15 protein-coding genes are annotated in these 16,925 nt (G+C 56.8%); 8 read left to right on the top strand and 7 right to left on the bottom strand.

The window, feature by feature from the left end:
• The first annotated feature begins 145 nt into the window (after nucleotides 1–145).
• Both rraB and miaE read left to right on the top strand, forming a co-directional pair.
• The gene (rraB, locus tag ACLI4M_RS06785; RefSeq protein ID WP_048917315.1) at nucleotides 146–568 is read left to right on the top strand and encodes a ribonuclease E inhibitor RraB; all 423 of its coding nucleotides are present in this window, start codon (nucleotides 146–148) and stop codon (nucleotides 566–568) included.
• 51 nt (nucleotides 569–619) lie between these two features.
• On the top strand, nucleotides 620–1,378 hold the full coding sequence (gene miaE, locus ACLI4M_RS06780; protein ID WP_099754124.1) for a tRNA isopentenyl-2-thiomethyl-A-37 hydroxylase MiaE: 759 nt from the start codon (nucleotides 620–622) through the stop codon (nucleotides 1,376–1,378).
• A 38-nt stretch (nucleotides 1,379–1,416) separates the two neighbouring features.
• Here the strand turns inward: miaE and ACLI4M_RS06775 are convergent, their stop codons facing one another.
• Nucleotides 1,417–1,920 (bottom strand): GNAT family N-acetyltransferase, encoded by a 504-nt coding sequence (locus ACLI4M_RS06775; RefSeq protein ID WP_048917313.1) that lies wholly within the window; start codon nucleotides 1,918–1,920, stop codon nucleotides 1,417–1,419.
• Nucleotides 1,921–2,144: 224 nt separating this feature from the next.
• On the opposite strand from ACLI4M_RS06775, the gene ACLI4M_RS06770 reads away from it, so the two are divergent.
• A complete protein-coding gene (locus ACLI4M_RS06770; RefSeq protein ID WP_133622644.1) occupies nucleotides 2,145–3,332 on the top strand; it encodes a YjgN family protein in 1,188 nt (395 codons plus the stop codon).
• 2 nt (nucleotides 3,333–3,334) lie between these two features.
• Nucleotides 3,335–4,357 carry a M48 family metallopeptidase gene (locus tag ACLI4M_RS06765; protein WP_133625002.1) on the top strand — a complete coding sequence of 341 codons (1,023 nt, stop codon included), beginning with the start codon at nucleotides 3,335–3,337 and terminating at the stop codon, nucleotides 4,355–4,357.
• Between the two features lie 66 nt (nucleotides 4,358–4,423).
• Here ACLI4M_RS06765 and ACLI4M_RS06760 read toward each other — a convergent pair whose 3' ends face one another.
• From ACLI4M_RS06760 to pepA, 3 genes are all read right to left on the bottom strand, one after another.
• Nucleotides 4,424–7,279, bottom strand: coding sequence for a valine--tRNA ligase (locus ACLI4M_RS06760; protein WP_133622645.1), 2,856 nt, complete (start codon nucleotides 7,277–7,279; stop codon nucleotides 4,424–4,426).
• A 12-nt stretch (nucleotides 7,280–7,291) separates the two neighbouring features.
• Nucleotides 7,292–7,741: a DNA polymerase III subunit chi gene (locus ACLI4M_RS06755; protein WP_048914529.1), complete on the bottom strand. Its 450-nt coding sequence runs from the start codon at nucleotides 7,739–7,741 to the stop codon at nucleotides 7,292–7,294.
• Nucleotides 7,742–7,807: 66 nt separating this feature from the next.
• Nucleotides 7,808–9,316, bottom strand: a complete 1,509-nt coding sequence (gene pepA / locus ACLI4M_RS06750) for a leucyl aminopeptidase (RefSeq protein WP_048914530.1) — start codon at nucleotides 9,314–9,316, stop codon at nucleotides 7,808–7,810.
• 256 nt (nucleotides 9,317–9,572) lie between these two features.
• Between pepA and lptF the strand changes: the two genes are divergently transcribed.
• The gene (gene lptF / locus ACLI4M_RS06745; RefSeq protein ID WP_048914531.1) at nucleotides 9,573–10,673 is read left to right on the top strand and encodes an LPS export ABC transporter permease LptF; all 1,101 of its coding nucleotides are present in this window, start codon (nucleotides 9,573–9,575) and stop codon (nucleotides 10,671–10,673) included.
• Complete coding sequence (gene lptG / locus ACLI4M_RS06740) at nucleotides 10,673–11,749, top strand: LPS export ABC transporter permease LptG (RefSeq protein WP_048914532.1); 1,077 nt, start codon at nucleotides 10,673–10,675, stop codon at nucleotides 11,747–11,749. The genes lptF and lptG overlap by 1 nt, the downstream gene beginning before the upstream one ends.
• A gap of 131 nt (nucleotides 11,750–11,880) precedes the next feature.
• Here lptG and ACLI4M_RS06735 read toward each other — a convergent pair whose 3' ends face one another.
• The 3 genes from ACLI4M_RS06735 to ACLI4M_RS06725 all read right to left on the bottom strand — a co-directional run bounded on the left by ACLI4M_RS06735 (nucleotide 11,881) and on the right by ACLI4M_RS06725 (nucleotide 15,447).
• Nucleotides 11,881–13,158, bottom strand: a complete 1,278-nt coding sequence (locus tag ACLI4M_RS06735; RefSeq protein ID WP_133622646.1) for a DUF445 domain-containing protein — start codon at nucleotides 13,156–13,158, stop codon at nucleotides 11,881–11,883.
• A 7-nt stretch (nucleotides 13,159–13,165) separates the two neighbouring features.
• On the bottom strand, nucleotides 13,166–14,668 hold the full coding sequence (locus ACLI4M_RS06730; RefSeq protein ID WP_133622647.1) for a helicase HerA-like domain-containing protein: 1,503 nt from the start codon (nucleotides 14,666–14,668) through the stop codon (nucleotides 13,166–13,168).
• 431 nt (nucleotides 14,669–15,099) lie between these two features.
• On the bottom strand, nucleotides 15,100–15,447 hold the full coding sequence (locus tag ACLI4M_RS06725; protein WP_048918870.1) for a FaeA/PapI family transcriptional regulator: 348 nt from the start codon (nucleotides 15,445–15,447) through the stop codon (nucleotides 15,100–15,102).
• A 172-nt stretch (nucleotides 15,448–15,619) separates the two neighbouring features.
• On the opposite strand from ACLI4M_RS06725, the gene ACLI4M_RS06720 reads away from it, so the two are divergent.
• A complete protein-coding gene (locus ACLI4M_RS06720) occupies nucleotides 15,620–16,354 on the top strand; it encodes a winged helix-turn-helix domain-containing protein (protein WP_062818068.1) in 735 nt (244 codons plus the stop codon).
• Nucleotides 16,347–16,832, top strand: coding sequence for a FidL-like protein (locus ACLI4M_RS06715; protein ID WP_048917449.1), 486 nt, complete (start codon nucleotides 16,347–16,349; stop codon nucleotides 16,830–16,832). Before ACLI4M_RS06720 ends, ACLI4M_RS06715 begins: the two co-directional genes overlap by 8 nt.
• The last annotated feature ends 93 nt before the right edge of the window (nucleotides 16,833–16,925 follow it).

Raw genomic sequence — 16,925 nt, 5'->3', positions numbered from 1 at the left:
GATAACCTTTAATGAATTAAAATTCAATTTAACCGTATGAATATGCATTTTCAACCCCGGCGTGAAGAAACTTTTGTTTAAAGGTAGTGGCGCGGAGGGCACTGTGGGAAAATACTGGAAATAACGCCCTAATGAGGAATGGATCATGGCTAACGAAGCATTGTTGGAAGAGCAGCGTGAAGAGACGCGGCTGATTATTGAAGAGCTGCTGGATGATGGCAGCGACCCTGATGCACTGTACACCATTGAGCATCATCTCTCCTGTGACAGCTTCGACGCGCTGGAAAAAGCCGCGGTAGAAGCCTTCAAGCTGGGCTATGAAGTGACTGAACCAGAAGAGCTGGATCTGGAAGATGGCACCAAAGTGCAGTGCTGCGACATCATCAGTGAGAGCGCGCTGACCGCCGAGCTGATTGACGCGCAGGTTGAGCAGCTGATTGACCTGGTGGCGAAGTTTAACGTCGACTACGACGGCTGGGGCACCTACTTCGAAGATCCCGACGGCGAAGAGGAAGACGACGAAGACGGCGAAGAGATCGACGGCGAAGACAACGGCATCCGCCATTAATTTTGTATCAGGACGGGTCAGGCATGTCTGACCCCTATAGAGTTTGCTTTGATGAACATCGAACACCTTCTTGCCCCCGTCACCCGCTTCCTGCACTGCCGCACCCCGCAAGCCTGGATTGATGCCGCGCGCCAGCCGGAAAACCTGGCAACGCTGCTCACCGACCACCTGGTGTGCGAGCTGAAAGCGGCCCAGACCGCAATGTGGCTGATCCGCAAATACGTGGCCGACAAAGAGAGCGGCGATGCGCTGCTGGCGTGGCTGAAACCGTGGGAAAACTTTGTCCACAACGACCAGGCCGATCTCACCTTCCTTGAACAGCACAAAGGGTTGTCGAAAACCATTATCAGCCGCGAAGAGGTGCCTTACGGCGACGAGCTGGTGGATAAGATGGTGCTGCTGATTAAAGAGGAGCTGCACCACTTTTATCAGGTACTGGAGATTATGCAGGCGCGCGGCATTCCGTATGCGCGCATTACCGCCAGCCGCTATGCCAAAGGATTACTGCGCGAAGTGGCGACCCATGAGCCGCAAACGCTGGTGGATAAGCTGATCTGCGGGGCGTATATCGAGGCGCGATCCTGCGAACGTTTTGCCAGCCTGGCGCCGCATCTCGATCGGGAGCTGGCGGCATTCTATGTCTCGCTGCTGCGCTCCGAGGCGCGCCACTATCAGGATTATCTGGCGCTGGCGGCGCTGATCTCGCCGACGGATATCACGGCGCGAGTGCAGAAGATGGGGGAGGTCGAAGCGCGCTTAATCAGCGAACCGGACAGCCAGCTGCGCTTTCACAGCGGCGTGCCGGTCTGACAGGGTTGGGGGGCGCTTGGATGGTGCGCCCGCCACGGTTACAAACTTTTCAGCATCGTCACTTCGCAGTCGACATGGCCGGTAAAGCCCATCGGCCCGTCGATATGGGAAAAACCGAGGTGCTCATACAGGCGGATTGCGCGCGTGAGCGAAGCGGTGGTTTCCAGGTAGCAGCGCTTAAAGCCGCACTCGCGGGCGTAATCCATGGCCTGAATCGCCAGGCGACGTGCCAGCCCGAGGCCGCGCACCTGCGGCAGGAAATACATTTTCTGCAGCTCGCAGACATCGGCATCGCTGCCCGCCAGCGGTGCGACACCGCCACCGCCCACCACTTTCCCTTCCAGCTCGACCACCCAATAGGCGCAGCTGGCTGCGCTGTAAACCTCAAACAGATGATCGAGATTCGGGTCAGAGACGGTATAGCCTTTATCCGCCGTCAGGCCAAATTCGGCAGACACGGCGCGGATTACGGCGGCAATGTGGGGATTATCCGCAGCAGCGATCGGGCGCACCAGCAGGGTGGAATTTATAGCGGTAGTCATAACTCAGGCTCATAGCAGTTCGGCAGCAGGTAAGTGTAATAACACTGGTGGCGTATTGATGCAATGCCTGCGCAGTGGCAACGCCCCTGAGAGACCGCTATTAAGCTGAATGATAATTATTTATTGTCCGTTTCTGAGGGGCATGCTTAAATAGCCGCGCTACTTATTTAACTTTAATAATCTGCCTGGCAGATAACTATTCTTATTTTCAGGAAGAAAATCTAATGGAAAACAATACCTCGACTTCACAGCGCCATGCTGTGCTGTTTCATGGCCGTTCCGGCGAATATTTCTCTATCTGGCTGGTCAACGCATTACTGACCATCATTACCCTGGGGATTTATTCCGCCTGGGCGACCGTGCGCCGCCGCCGTTATTTCTATGGTAATACCGAAATCGCCGGTGACCGTTTTGATTATCATGCCCGCCCGATCGACATTCTGAAAGGGCGCATTATTGTCTTTGTCGGTCTGGTGCTGTTCTTTATTCTCTCCGCCGCATTGCCGACCATTTCACTGGTGTTCCTGCTGGCGTTCTTTGCGCTGGTGCCGTGGATTGTGGTGCGCAGCTGGCGCTACAACGCGCTGATGAGCAGCTTCCGCGGCGTGCGCTTTAACTATCACTGCCGCATTGGCCGCGCTTACTGGACCATGTATCTGGCACCGGTGCTGATGATTGCCGCCCTGTATCTGGTGGTGGGTATGATTGGCATGATGGCGGCGACCAGCGGCAATATCAGCGCGGCCCTGACCGTCGGCGTGCTGTGCTTTGTGCTGTTCCTCGCCGGGCTGGCAGCGGTGCAGGGCACGGTTGCGGCAATGAATCACGACCTGTATATCAATAATATGTTTTACGGCCAGCAGCCCTTTAAGGCTGAGCTGCAGAAAAAGACCTTTATCAAAATGGTATTAATCAGCTTCGCGATTATGCTGCCATTCCTGATTGTCGCCGGGATGCTGATTGGCTCGCTGTTTATTTCGCTTATTTATGCCGCCGCGATGGGCATGAGCGATCCAGCGATGATGGGCAACCTGATGGGCGGCAATCTGTTTAATATTTTCCTGACCTTTGTGGTGTTAATTTTCGGCGGGCTGGTTTCCTCCGCCTATTTAATTGCCGCACAGCGCAATTATGTTTTCGGCCAGACTCAACTTGGTGAAAAACTGCGCCTTAAGTCAACTTTATCGACAGGTTCATTCCTTGCGCTGACGCTGACCAATACCCTGATTGTGATCTTCACGCTGGGCCTGGGTGCGCCAATTGCTGAAATTCGCCTGGCGCGCTATCTGGCGAACGCCACCGCGCTGGAAGGCGATATCTCCCTGCTGGATATCAGTGCGCACCACGAATCGGCGCGTACCGCCGTGGCGGAAGAAGTGGTGGCGGCGTTCGATCTTAACCCGGGCATCTGATGCTGCAGCTGAACGGCTACTATCAGTCCCCTGGACGGGCAGCTCGCGAGGCTGCCCGTCTCACACTGGGCGAGCGCCATCTGACGCTGGAGCAGGGTGGGCAGCAGCAGATCCAGCTGCTGAGCGCGGTTAAGGTTTCCGCTGCGCTCGGCACCATCCCCCTGACGCTGACCTTTGCCGACGGCGGCCGCTTTGTGCCGCAGGATGACGCTGCGTATCGCCAGTGGTGGCAGCAGCGCCATCGCCCGGGGCTGGTTCACCGGCTGGAGCAGCATCGTCGCGGCGTCGGCCTGATGCTGCTGGCAACGCTGGCGGCTATCGCGCTGTATGTCTGGGTGATCCTGCCCGCCGTCAGCAGCGTGCTGGCGCGCCATATCCCCAGCTACGTTGAGCGTCAGGTGGGGCAGCAGACTTTCACCCTGCTACAAAACAGCGGCTTTAGCAGCGGGCAGCTGACGCCCGGGCAGCTTAAGCGCTTACAGGGCCTGTTCGCCGCCACCGTGCCCGCTGAGATGAAAGATGACCCGACGCCGCTGCGGCTGAAGGTGATGCATTTCTCCGGCGGTCCCAACGCCTTTATGCTGACGGACGGCACGCTGATTATCAGCGATGAGCTGGTGCAGATGGCGAAAAGCGACGATGCGCTGGCGGCGGTGATGCTGCACGAAATCGGCCATCACGCTTACCGTCACCCAATGCGCATGCTGGTGCGCTCTTCGCTGGTCAGCCTCAGCTATCTGTGGCTAACCGGGGACGTCAGCGGCATCGGCGATACGCTGCTGCAGTCCGCCGCCTTTGTTAACCAGCTGCAGTTCTCGCGCAGTATGGAGCGCGAAGCGGACGAGTACGCGGTGGCACAGATGAAGGCGCAGGGGCGCTCTCTGGCGGCGATGGTGCAGATTTATCAGCAGCTGGCGCAGTCGGGGGAGAAGGTGAGCGGCGGGTTGAGTCTGCCGGAATGGATGAGTACCCACCCGGATATGCCTGCGCGCATCAGGGCGATTCAGGACGGATCGCGGCAATAAAAAAGGGCGCGGCATGCCGCGCCCCTACGGGTGTTGTAGGGGAGGGGCATGCCCCTCCCGCTCATTTTACAGCGCGGCGATAACCGCCTGCTGCTCAATCAGCTTGCTCTTGGCCTGTTCGAAATCGGCCAGGCGCTCGCGCTCTTTCGCCACTACCGCTTCCGGTGCGCGCGCCACAAACCCTTCGTTGCCCAGCTTGGTGGTGATTTTTTCCATCTCCACTTCCACTTTCGCCACTTCCTTCGCCAGACGTTCCAGCTCGGCCGCTTTATCCACCAGGTCCGCCATCGGGATCAGCAGTTCAGCACCGTCAACCAGCTTGGTCACGGCAACCGGTCCTTTCTCGCCCGCTGGCAGCAGCTCCAGCGTGGTGAGGCGCGCCAGGGTTTTCAGGAAGTTGTGGTTGTCGTTAACGCGACGCACCACGTCGGCACTGGCGCCGCGCAGCAGCACGTCCAGCGGCTTAGCCGGGGAGATATTCATCTCGTTGCGAATATTACGCACCGCGACGATAGCCTGCTTCAGCCATTCGGTATCGGCCATTGCAGCGGCATCAACGCGGCTTGCGCTGAACTCCGGCATCGGCTGCAGCATGATGGTGTCGTCGCTGATGTTCTTCAGCACTTTCACCTGCTGCCAGATGGTTTCGGTAATAAATGGAATAATTGGGTGCGCCAGGCGCAGCAACGCTTCCAGAACCGTCACCAGCGTATTACGCGTGCCGCGCAGCTGAGCTTCAGTCCCGCCGTTCATCACCGGCTTCGCCAGCTCCAGATACCAGTCGCAGAACTGGTTCCAGGTGAACTCATACAGGATGTTGGCGGCGATATCGAAGCGGTAGCTGTCCAGCGCGCCGCGGTAGGCCTTCACGGTTTCGTTGAATTCCGCGAGGATCCAGCGGTCCGCCAGCGACAGTTCCAGCTCGCCACCGTTGAAGCCGCAGTCGTGCTCCTGGGTGTTCATCAGCACAAAGCGGCTGGCGTTCCACAGCTTGTTACAGAAGTTGCGGTAACCTTCCAGGCGCTTCATATCCCAGTTGATGTCGCGGCCGGTTGAGGCCAGCGCCGCCAGCGTGAAGCGCAGGGCATCGGTGCCGTGCGGCTCAATGCCGTTGGGGAACTGCTTCTCGGTGCGCTTGCGGATCTTCTCCGCCAGCTGCGGCTGCATCATGTTACCGGTGCGTTTTTCCAGCAGGTCTTCCAGCGAAATCCCGTCAACCATATCCAGCGGATCGATCACGTTACCCTTCGACTTGGACATTTTCTGCCCTTCGTCGTCGCGGATCAGGCCGGTCATGTAGACGGTTTTAAACGGCACCTGCGGCTTACCGTCTTCGTCCTTGATGAAGTGCATGGTCAGCATGATCATGCGCGCAATCCAGAAGAAGATGATGTCGAAGCCGCTGACCAGCACGCTGGTCGGGTGGAAGGTGCGCAGCGCTTCGGTGTTCTCCGGCCAGCCGAGGGTGGAGAAGGTCCACAGGCCGGAGGAGAACCAGGTGTCGAGCACGTCTTCGTCCTGGGTCAGCACCACCTCGGGCGCGATGCTGTTTTCCGCACGCGCTTCTGCTTCGCTGCGCGCCACATAGACGTTGCCTTCGGCATCGTACCAGGCCGGAATGCGGTGGCCCCACCACAGCTGGCGGGAGATGCACCAGTCCTGAATGTCACGCATCCAGGAGAAGTACATGTTCTCATACTGCTTCGGCACGAACTGGATATCACCCTGTTCCACCGCTTCTACCGCCACTTTCGCCAGCGGAGCGGTGCGCACGTACCACTGGTCGGTCAGCATCGGCTCGATCACCACGCCGCCACGGTCGCCGTATGGCACGGTCAGGTCGTGCGGTTTGATCTCATCCAGCAGGCCGAGTGCATCAATCGCCGCGACAATCGCTTTACGCGCCGCGAAGCGTTCCAGCTTCTGGAACGCCGCCGGAATGGTCGGGTCGCAGGCGTCAGACTCTTCGCCGTTGGTGTCGTAAACCTGGGCGCTTTCGCGGATATCACCGTCGAAGGTCAGAATGTTGATCATCGGCAGCTTGTGACGACGGCCCACTTCGTAGTCGTTGAAGTCGTGCGCCGGGGTAATCTTCACGCAGCCGGTGCCTTTCTCCATATCGGCATGCTCATCGCCCACAATCGGAATGCGGCGACCGACCAGCGGCAGCACGAGGAATTTGCCGATCAGATCTTTGTAGCGCGGATCTTCCGGGTTGACCGCCACGCCGGTATCACCGAGTACGGTTTCCGGGCGGGTGGTGGCGACCACCAGGTAATCTTTACCGTCAGCGGTTTTCACGCCGTCGGCCAGCGGGTAGCGGATGTGCCACATCGAGCCTTTCGACTCGCGGTTTTCCACTTCGAGATCAGAAATCGCGGTGCGCAGCTTCGGATCCCAGTTCACCAGGCGCTTGCCGCGGTAGATCAGGTTCTCTTTGTGCAGGCGCACGAACACTTCTTTCACCGCGTTCGACAGGCCTTCATCCATGGTGAAGCGCTCGCGCTCCCAGTCCACGGAGTTGCCCAGACGGCGCATCTGACGGGTGATAGTGCCGCCAGACTCGGCCTTCCACTGCCAGATTTTTTCGATGAACGCATCACGGCCATAATCTTTACGGGTTTTGCCCTCTTCGGCGGCGATTTTACGCTCAACCACCATCTGCGTGGCGATGCCCGCGTGGTCGGTACCCGCCTGCCACAGGGTGTTTTTACCCTGCATGCGCTGGTAGCGGATCATGGTGTCCATGATGGTCTGCTGGAAGGCGTGACCCATATGCAAGCTACCGGTGACGTTCGGCGGCGGGATCATGATGCAGAAGCTTTCCTGGCTGGTATCGCCATTCGGTTTGAAGTAGCCCTGTTGTTCCCAGTGCTCGTAGAGCGGCTGCTCGATATCTTGCGGGTTATATGTCTTTTCCATTTCTGCTATGTCTTAGGCAAGGGGCGGCGTTGCCGTATTCAAGTGGAATCCAACGCTGCGATACGCTTTGTAGCGGTCGCGCGCCAGCTGTTTCAAGGATGCTTCATAGGGAACGAAGTCTATCACTTCATAGAAAGCGGTGGCAAAATCTGCAAACTGCGGCAGCAGGCTGATCAGCAGGTCACGCGGCGAGTTTCCGCGCCGCTGCGGCCAGGCCAGTTCGACCGGTGCGCCATATTTCGGGCCTTCACCCGCCAGATTATGCGGCACAAAGGCGCTGGCCGGACGCTGCCACAGGGCTTCATCCAGGCGGATAGCCTGGGCTTCATCCTGGCAGGCGACCAGCACGCGTTTCCCTTCCCGCCAGCGCGCCTCGGCCAGGTCACAGACCAGCGCTTCCTGCGCGCTCAGCCCGTCAACCGGGGTGTCGGTTTCCAGCAGATAGAAAGTTGCGTTTTTCATAATGATGCCAAATGATTGCGATAAAACTGTAGGGGGCGACCTTCTTTTTCGGTCGCCCCGCCGGGATTAATCGTCGCCGTTCAGACCCGCACGGTTAAGCAGGAACTGCGACAGCAGGGCGACCGGGCGACCCGTTGCGCCTTTGGCCTTGCCGGAGCGCCAGGCCGTACCGGCCACGTCGAGGTGTGCCCAGTTGTACTTACGGGTGAAGCGCGCCAGGAAGCAGGCCGCGGTAATCGCACCGCCGGGACGGCCACCAATGTTTGCCATATCGGCAAAGTTGGAGTCCAGCTGCTCCTGATACTCATCGGCCATCGGCAGACGCCATGCGCGGTCACCCGCCTGCTCGGACGCGCCAATCAGCTCGTGCGCCAGCGGGTTATGGTTCGACAGCAGGCCGCTGATATGGTGGCCGAGCGCAATCACGCAGGCGCCGGTCAGGGTCGCCACGTCGATCACCACGTCCGGATCGAAACGCTCAACGTAGGTCAGGGCATCGCACAGCACCAGGCGACCTTCGGCATCGGTGTTCAACACTTCCACCGTCTGGCCGGACATGGTGGTCAATACGTCACCCGGTCGATAAGCGCGGCCGCCAGGCATGTTCTCACAGCCCGCCAGCACGCCGACCACATTAAGCGGCAGGCCCAGCTCGGCCACCATGCGCATCACGCCGTACACCGACGCCGCGCCGCACATATCGTACTTCATCTCGTCCATCGCTTCGCCAGGCTTCAGCGAGATCCCGCCGGTGTCGAAGGTGACGCCTTTACCGACCAGCACAATCGGGCGCGCATCCGCATCCGGGTTGCCCTTGTACTCAATCACCGACATCAGCGATTCGTTCTGCGATCCGGCTCCGACGGCGAGGTAGGCATTCATGCCCAGCTCTTTCATCTGCTGCTCGCCAATCACGCGGGTGGTGATATTGCTCCACGCATCCGCCAGCTGGCGCGCCTGCGAGGCCAGGTATGCGGCATTACAGATGTTTGGCGGCATATTGCCGAGATCTTTCGCTGCCTTCACGCCCGCCGCAACGGCCAGGCCGTGCTGGATAGCGCGCTCGCCGCTGGTCAGCTCACGGCGCGTTGGCACGTTGAACACCATTTTACGCAGCGGACGGCGCGGCTCGACCTTGTTGCTTTTAAGCTGGTCGAAGCTGTACAGCGTCTCTTTGGAGGTTTCCACCGCCTGACGCACTTTCCAGTAAGTATTGCGACCTTTTACGTGCAGCTCGGTCAGGAAACAGACGGCTTCCATCGAACCGGTGTCATTCAGAGTGTTAATTGTTTTCTGAATAACCTGCTTGTACTGGCGCTCGTCCAGCTCACGTTCTTTGCCGCAGCCGATCAAAAGGATGCGCTCAGAGAGAATGTTCGGTACATGATGCAGCAGCAGCGTCTGACCGACTTTTCCTTCCAGTTCACCACGGCGCAGCAGGGCACTGATGTAGCCATCGCTGATTTTATCGAGCTGTTCAGCAATCGGTGACAAGCGGCGCGGTTCAAACACGCCCACTACAATACAGGCACTGCGCTGTTTTTCCGGGCTACCGCTTTTTACACTGAACTCCATGCACTCTCCTGAATCTTAAAGACAACGGCGCTTGCTCCGGCTAGAATGGACCGCTTTCGTACCGTATAGCGCTGGTGCAATATGTCGCTGTCAGATTGAGTTTTGGTGATAATAAGTTTTTTTTTGCATCACCAGAACGCGATTGTTGTCATACTATTTTAGCTATGACTTGGGCCATTGATAGAAAAAATGGCGTGTAAGCGATGAAACTAGCGATTTTCCTGCAAAAAGACAAGTTTTCACAGGCGTACTCAGCGTGATCATCATTAGATATCTGGTTCGGGAAACGCTCAAAAGCCAGTTGGCTATCCTGTTCATCCTGCTGCTGATCTTCTTTTGCCAGAAGTTAGTCAGGATTTTGGGAGCCGCGGTGGATGGCGAGATTCCAACAAATTTAGTACTCACATTATTGGGCCTTGGCGTGCCGGAAATGGCGCAGCTTATCCTGCCGTTAAGCCTGTTTTTAGCCATTTTGATGACGCTTGGCCGGTTATACACCGAGAGTGAAATCACGGTGATGCACGCCTGCGGTTTAGGCAAAAGCGTGCTGGTGAAGGCGGCGATGATCCTGATGCTGTTTACCGCGCTGGTGGCAGCGGTCAACGTTGGCTTCCTCGGGCCGTGGTCCTCGCGCTATCAAAGCGAAGTGATGCAGAACGCCAAAGCCAACCCGGGTGCCGCTGCACTCGCGGCCGGGCAGTTCCAGCAGTCGGGCGATGGCCAGTCGGTGCTGTTTATCGAGAACACCAAAGGCAACACCTTTGACAACGTGTTCCTGGCGCAGATGCGGCCGAAGGGCAATGCCCGCCCGTCCGTGGTGGTGGCCGATCATGGCCATATGTCGCAGCGTGCCGATGGTTCCCAGGTGGTGACGCTGGATAGCGGCACGCGCTTCGAAGGCACCGCGCTGCTGCGCGACTTCCGCATTACCGACTTCAAGAACTATCAGGCGATTGTCGGCCATCAGGAAGCGATTCTGGATCCCAATGATTCCGAGCAGATGAGCATGAAAGCCCTGTGGCAGTCCGATAAACCCGATTTCCGCAGCGAGCTGCACTGGCGCCTGACGCTGGTGTTCTCGGTGCTGGTGATGGCGCTGATGGTGGTGCCGCTCAGCGTGGTCAACCCACGCCAGGGGCGCGTGCTGTCGATGCTGCCCGCCATGCTGCTCTACCTGATTTTCTTCCTGTTGCAGAGCTCGTTACGCTCCAGCGGCGGCAAAGGGCGCCTCGACCCGGCACTCTGGATGTGGGTGGTTAACCTGGCTTATCTGGGGCTGGCGATAGTGCTGAACGCCTGGGATACCGTACCGATGCGCCGCCTGCGCGCGCGCTTTACTCGCGGAGGATCGGTGTGATGTTTGGCGTTCTTGACAGATATATCGGTAAAACGATTTTCAATACCATCATGGCGACGCTGTTTATGCTGGTGTCGCTCTCCGGCATCATTAAGTTTGTCGATCAGCTGCGTAAAACCGGGCAGGGTGACTACACCGCGCTCGGCGCCGGGCTCTACACCATCCTCAGCGTGCCGAAAGATATCGAGATCTTCTTCCCGATGGCGGCGCTGCTGGGGGCGCTGCTGGGCCTCGGAACGCTGGCTCAGCGCAGCGAGCTGGTGGTGATGCAGGCATCCGGCTTTACCCGTATGCAGATTGCCGCCTCGGTGATGAAAACCGCCATCCCGCTGGTGCTGCTGACCATGGCGATTGGTGAGTTTGTCGCCCCACAGGGCGAGCAGATGGCGCGTAACTACCGTGCGCAGCAGCTGGTGGGCGGTTCGCTGCTCTCCACGCAGAGCGGGCTGTGGGCGAAGGACGGGAATAACTTTATCTTTATTGAACGTATTCGCGACGACAACCAGCTGGCGGGCATCAGCATCTACAGCTTTAACCAGCAGCGCCGCCTGCAGTCGGTGCGCTACGCGGCATCGGCCAAGTACGATGCGAATAAAAAAGCATGGGCGCTGGCGCAGGTAGATGAATCAGACCTGACTGACCCGCAGCAGGTGAGAGGCAGCCAGACGCTGACCGGCGAGTGGAAAACCACCCTGACGCCGGACAAGCTGGGCGTGGTGGCGCTGGACCCGGCGGCGCTGTCGATCACCGGCCTGTATAACTACTCGAAGTATCTGAAGCAGAGCGGCCAGATGTCCGGACGCTATCAGCTGAATATGTGGAGCAAAATCTTCCAGCCGCTGTCGGTGGCGGTGATGATGCTGATGGCGCTGTCGTTTATCTTCGGACCGCTGCGCAGCGTGTCGATGGGGATGCGCGTGGTGACCGGGATCAGCTTTGGCTTCCTGTTCTACGTGCTGGACCAGATTTTCGGCCCGCTGAGCCTGGTGTATAACATCCCGCCGATCCTCGGCGCGCTGCTGCCCAGCGCGGCGTTCTTCGCCATTAGCGTATATATGCTGTTGAAACGCAGGTAATTGTTGCGGTTGCGGGTCGACCAGAAAAGCGGTCGACCCCTACAAGATCGGTACAGGCCGCCCCTGATGACGGCGCACCGTTCACTACCCCCTGTAGGGGCTGACCCTCTTTTTCGGTCAGCCCTTTTTTCTTACAGCACCAGCGGCAACAGCGACAGCAGATACAAAATCAAACCAATCACCCCGCCGACCAGCGTGCCGTTAATGCGGATGCGCTGCAGATCGCTGCCGATATTCAGCTCCACCTGATGTGACATATCTTTGGCATCCCAGCTTTTTACCGTATCGCTGATATGGCGGCTGAGAAACGCCGAGAACTCCGGCGCCACGCTGCTGGCGGCGTCCTCCATATGCTGATTGAGCGAGCTGCGCAGCGCGCTGTCCTGCATCAGCGTTTCGCCAAACCACTGCCCGGCGGCGCTTACTTTGGCGTGCAGCTGTGAGTCCTCACGGTCGAGATCGGCCTTCAGCCAGGCTCTGAGATCGCCCCACAGCTGGCTGATATAGCCGTTCAGCGCCTTGTCTTGCTTGAGCCAGGTTTTCATCTCCTCCGCTTTTTCTGCCATTTCCGCGTCGGTGCGCAGGCGGGTAATCAGCCGCTGCACCGCGCGGTTAAAGCCCTGGCGCAGCTGGTGCGACTCATCATTTTCAATCTCGCTGAGGATCGACTGCACCGCTTTCGCCGCCACGCCGGCGCTCTGCTCACCCAGCCACTCGCTCGGCAGCATCTTCTCCTTCAGCGGGTGCTCGCGCTTCAGCCAGCGCACCACCTGCTGGGCGATAAACTCGTGCGTGCCGGGCTTGTTTATCAGCTGCAATACCTGCGCCAGCGCATCGTCCAGCAGCTGCTGGTGGCGGTTATTTTTGGTCAGGCTTTCCAGGATCATCGCGGCTGACTGCGTGAGGTCCACTTTGTCGATCGCCTTGTGGATGGCGCGGCGCATGAATGCCTGAATACGCTGGTCATCGGCAAGGTCGAGAAAGCCGCGCACCATCTTCAGCAGATAGCCGCTGAGGCGGGCAGTATTCTCAGCGCTGCTGAGCCAGCGGGCGATAATCTGCGCCGGATCGTGGCGGCGGATCAGCGCCAGCAGCGACTCGGTGTTGAGGAATTTGTCCTGTACGAACAGCGCGAGGTTATCAGCGATGCGGTCCTTGTTGCGCGGAATGATCGCGGTGTGGCGGCCAACCAGCGGGATCGGCACGCGGCGAAACAGCGCGCTGACCGCAAACCAGTCGGCCAGCGCGCCAACCATCGACGCCTCCGACACCGCCTTCAGTCCGGCTATCCACAGGTTTGGCGGGTAGTACAGCGGCCAGACCACCGTGGCGATAAACAGCAGCGCCGCCACGCCCAGCAGTATCAGCGGCAGGCGCCTGGCCTGCCGCAGTTCCAGTTCCTTATCCATAAACTCCCTACTTGCGGCGGCCGCCCATAATGCTGCCCAATACTCCGCGAATGATTTGATTGGTGATCTGCCGGGCGGCGCTTTTTGCCACGCTCTGCACCACGCCTTCGCGCTTGCCGCCGCGCGGCCCGGTGCTGCCAAACAGGATATCCTTCAGCCCGCCGAGAATGCCGTCATCGACCGCCACCGCATCGCCTTTCGCCGCCGGCGCGCTGGCGCTGTCGGTGGCTGCCTGCACCCCTTTTTGCAGCAGCTCGTAAGCCGACTCACGATCGACCGCTTCTTCATACTTGCCCGACAGCGCCGAGTGATTGATCAGCCCGTTACGCTCATCGTCGGTGACCGGCCCCATGCGCGAACCGGGGGCGATGACCGAGGCGCGCTGCACCACCGACGGGCTGCCTTTCTCATCCAGGAAGGAGATCAGCGCTTCGCCGGTGCCCAGCTCCTGAATTGCTGTGACAGTATCAAACGCCGGATTGGCGCGCATGGTCTGTGCGGCGACCTTCACCGCTTTCTGATCCTTCGGCGTAAAGGCGCGCAGCGCGTGCTGCACGCGGTTCCCCAGCTGGCCGAGCACCGCATCGGGAATATCCGCCGGGTTCTGCGACACGAAGTACACCCCGACCGCCTTGGAACGGATCAGGCGGATCACCTGCTCAATTTTATCCAGCAAAACGGCGGGCGCTTCATCAAACAGCAGGTGCGCCTCGTCGAAGAAGAACACCAGCTTGGGTTTCTCCTGGTCGCCCGCCTCCGGCAGCTGCTCGTACAGCTCCGACAGCAGCCACAGCAGGCTGGTGGCGTACAGCTTCGGCATCTGGTACAGCTTCTCGGCGGCGAGGATGTTGATCACCCCTTTGCCGTCGGCATCGGTGCGCATCCAGTCTTTGATATCCAGCATTGGCTCGCCGAAGAAATACTCGGCACCCTGCTGCTCCAGCGCCAGCAGCCCGCGCTGGATCGCCCCGACCGACGCGCTGTTGATGTTGCCGTACTGGCTCTGGAACGCTTTAGCGTTGTCGCCGATGTACTGCGTCATGGCGCGCAGATCTTTAAAGTCGAGCAGCAGCATCCCCTGGTCATCGGCCACGCGGAAGATGATGGTCAGCACGCCGCTCTGCACCTCGTTAAGGTTCAGCAGGCGCGCCAGCAGCAGCGGGCCAAGGTCGGACACCGTGGCCCGCACCGGGTGGCCGCGCTCGCCGAAAATATCCCACAGCACCACCGGGTTGCTCTGCGGCGCCCAGCCGCTGACGCCGATTTTTGCCAGCCTGGCGCTGAGCTTTTCCGACTCCGCACCTGCTTTGGCAATGCCGGTCAGGTCACCCTTTACATCGGCCATAAACACCGGCACGCCGATGTTGGAGAAGCTCTCCGCCAGCTTTTGCAGCGTGACGGTTTTTCCGGTGCCGGTCGCCCCGGTGATCAGCCCGTGACGGTTGGCCATAGAGGGCAGCAGGTGCAGTTGGTGTTCGGTGGTCTGGGCAATCAGCAGCGGCTCGGTCATAGTGAGTTATCCATCGGGTTGGAAGAGGAGGGGACCCCTGTAAGCCTGGCAGGCATCCATTTTTCTACAAAAAATACATAACCATAAGGCGATGATGAGGAAATCATCGCGTAGTGTAAAGGATAAATTAATAGCGCTATTTACTCTCTGTCAATGCGGATTTTCAAGCTGTCACGGCAGGGGAGGATGGCGGAGATAATAACAACTCCTCATCTCTTTTTATTTTCATGATGAAAATAAAAGCCAGGAAGGTTAAAAAATGTGCTGGCGGGCAGGGGTGTTTTTTAAAGTTAAATCATCCGTCTTAGACAGGATGTTATTAATAATTACAATTTAAATGAAAGAGCGTTGCACCCCATTTTGGATGCAACGGCTCTTAATGCTCTAAATGCGATGAATATAACGTGATTTTCTGTTCTAAGAGGGAACATTCATCGCTGCAATATTTTAAGATCCTGTTGGTCCTTGAGTAAGTACCATTTATGATACTTTTTTATTTTATCTCTGCTCACACAGCCGCGTTGTTCTAACGGGAGAAGCAAATGTCTGACTTTGTAAATGGAAATGCCGCATAGGTCGGCAATTTCTCTTGTCGACAACCCCTCAGAAGAGTGCTCTTTTAACGAGTTGAGAATAAAGATCTGTTCGGGGATATTAACCTTTTTAATCTCGACATTGCTAATACCCATTTCCATTGCCAGCATAAGCAGATTTTTAAGATGATTGTGGTGACCTTTGCGTAACTCACCTGAACTGTAAGAACATACAGAGGTTTTCATTTTGCCTACTCCATGGGCTTCAAAGGAAGCTCGTAGTATGAGATCCCAGTAATTCGTTAGCAACATTAACGTGAAATGAAGCTTGAATCAGAAGTTTTATCTAAAATTTATCATTTTTTTATTTTATTGTTCTGTTTTTGGGTGTTCAGTAAATCTAAGTTTGGAGGAGAATATGAGATTCAATATCGAAGGCGTAGTTATTTTTGATACCGAAAAGGCTTTACTTGTCAATCTGCTCACGGGAGATTGTATCGAGTTATCCCAAACATCGGCGCGCCTGCTGGCTGCATTGCTGACGCATTCCGGAGAGGTATTAGCGCGCGATGAGATTTTTCAGTCTATTTTTGATAAGTTTGGCGCACGGGCTTCTAACAGTAATTTGAATCAATATATTTCAATACTGCGAAAAAATTTACATGATTTGGGGATCGAACAGGAGATTATTATTACTGTCCCTCGCGTTGGGTTTACGATCTCGGAACATGCGGTAATTAATGAAGAAGTCAACGCTCCCAATGTCGCTGTCAATCAACGATGGCTGCCTTTTTTATACGAAAAGCTCATCGCGGGTCGGATCTATTTTATGGCCGGAGGGAGTGTTGTTTTTTTAGCATTTATTGTCTTTTTCTTCAGGGTGGAAGAGCACATCACAGAATTAATTCCGTCAAAGATGTCACTGAATCAGTGTAGTTTTTATGTCTATCTTCCCATGTCAATGCAGGATATTCATAACGCTTTTTCTTTGTCCGGAAGAGTGCTGGACTGCTCGGTGCCAAAAAAAATCTATCTTTACAGTCAGGTTATAGAAAGTGATTTAGGTTACCACGTTCAAATTTTGATGGTTGAATGCGAACGAAATGGCAATCGTTGTACCAGTGAGTATATAAGAGAGATTCACAATGCTTAAGCTGTCAGCTTTGCTTGCAATTATTACCTGTCTGCTGTCGGTAGGCGGAGTAATTTATTTTTCCAAGGATCCCGTTTTTATCTGTGAAACGCCATTCACCATGACTCAAAATGTAAATAATGAGGTGATCCGTGCCCAGGGCGTCATGTTTGTCCATGTTGACGGTGATAAACTGTTTATTAAAATGGATGGCCTGCTCACTCACCAAAGCAAAAAGTATATTATCGCCCGCACGATTGAGCTAGCGTATAAACGCTATAATCTTAAGGCCGACCTCTATAAAGTTGTCAGCCTCGACACTGTGCGCGACGACACAGACAATATTGATGATGGGCTGGTCTCGGGCTTGCTTTTCGGTATGAGGCAGAAGGAAAAAATTATTTTCCTTAAGCGTGTCGGGGATAGTGTCATTTTGTTCGGCAATAATACCTTTCCGCAGTTCGGTTGCCTACGCAATCCAGCGGAGGCCCACAGTTAATCCCCTCGCTGCGCTAACAGGAAATTCTCTGTCCAGGTGCAGCAGGTTAACCGCAAGCGGTGGGCCCAATCACAGCTGATGATGCCGCGAAAT

The organism is Erwinia sp. LJJL01 (assembly GCF_047300805.2).
Lineage (GTDB): Bacteria > Pseudomonadota > Gammaproteobacteria > Enterobacterales > Enterobacteriaceae > Erwinia > Erwinia aphidicola.
Note: the sequence above shows the minus strand (reverse complement) of the source record. Positions and strands in the feature narration are given on the sequence as shown.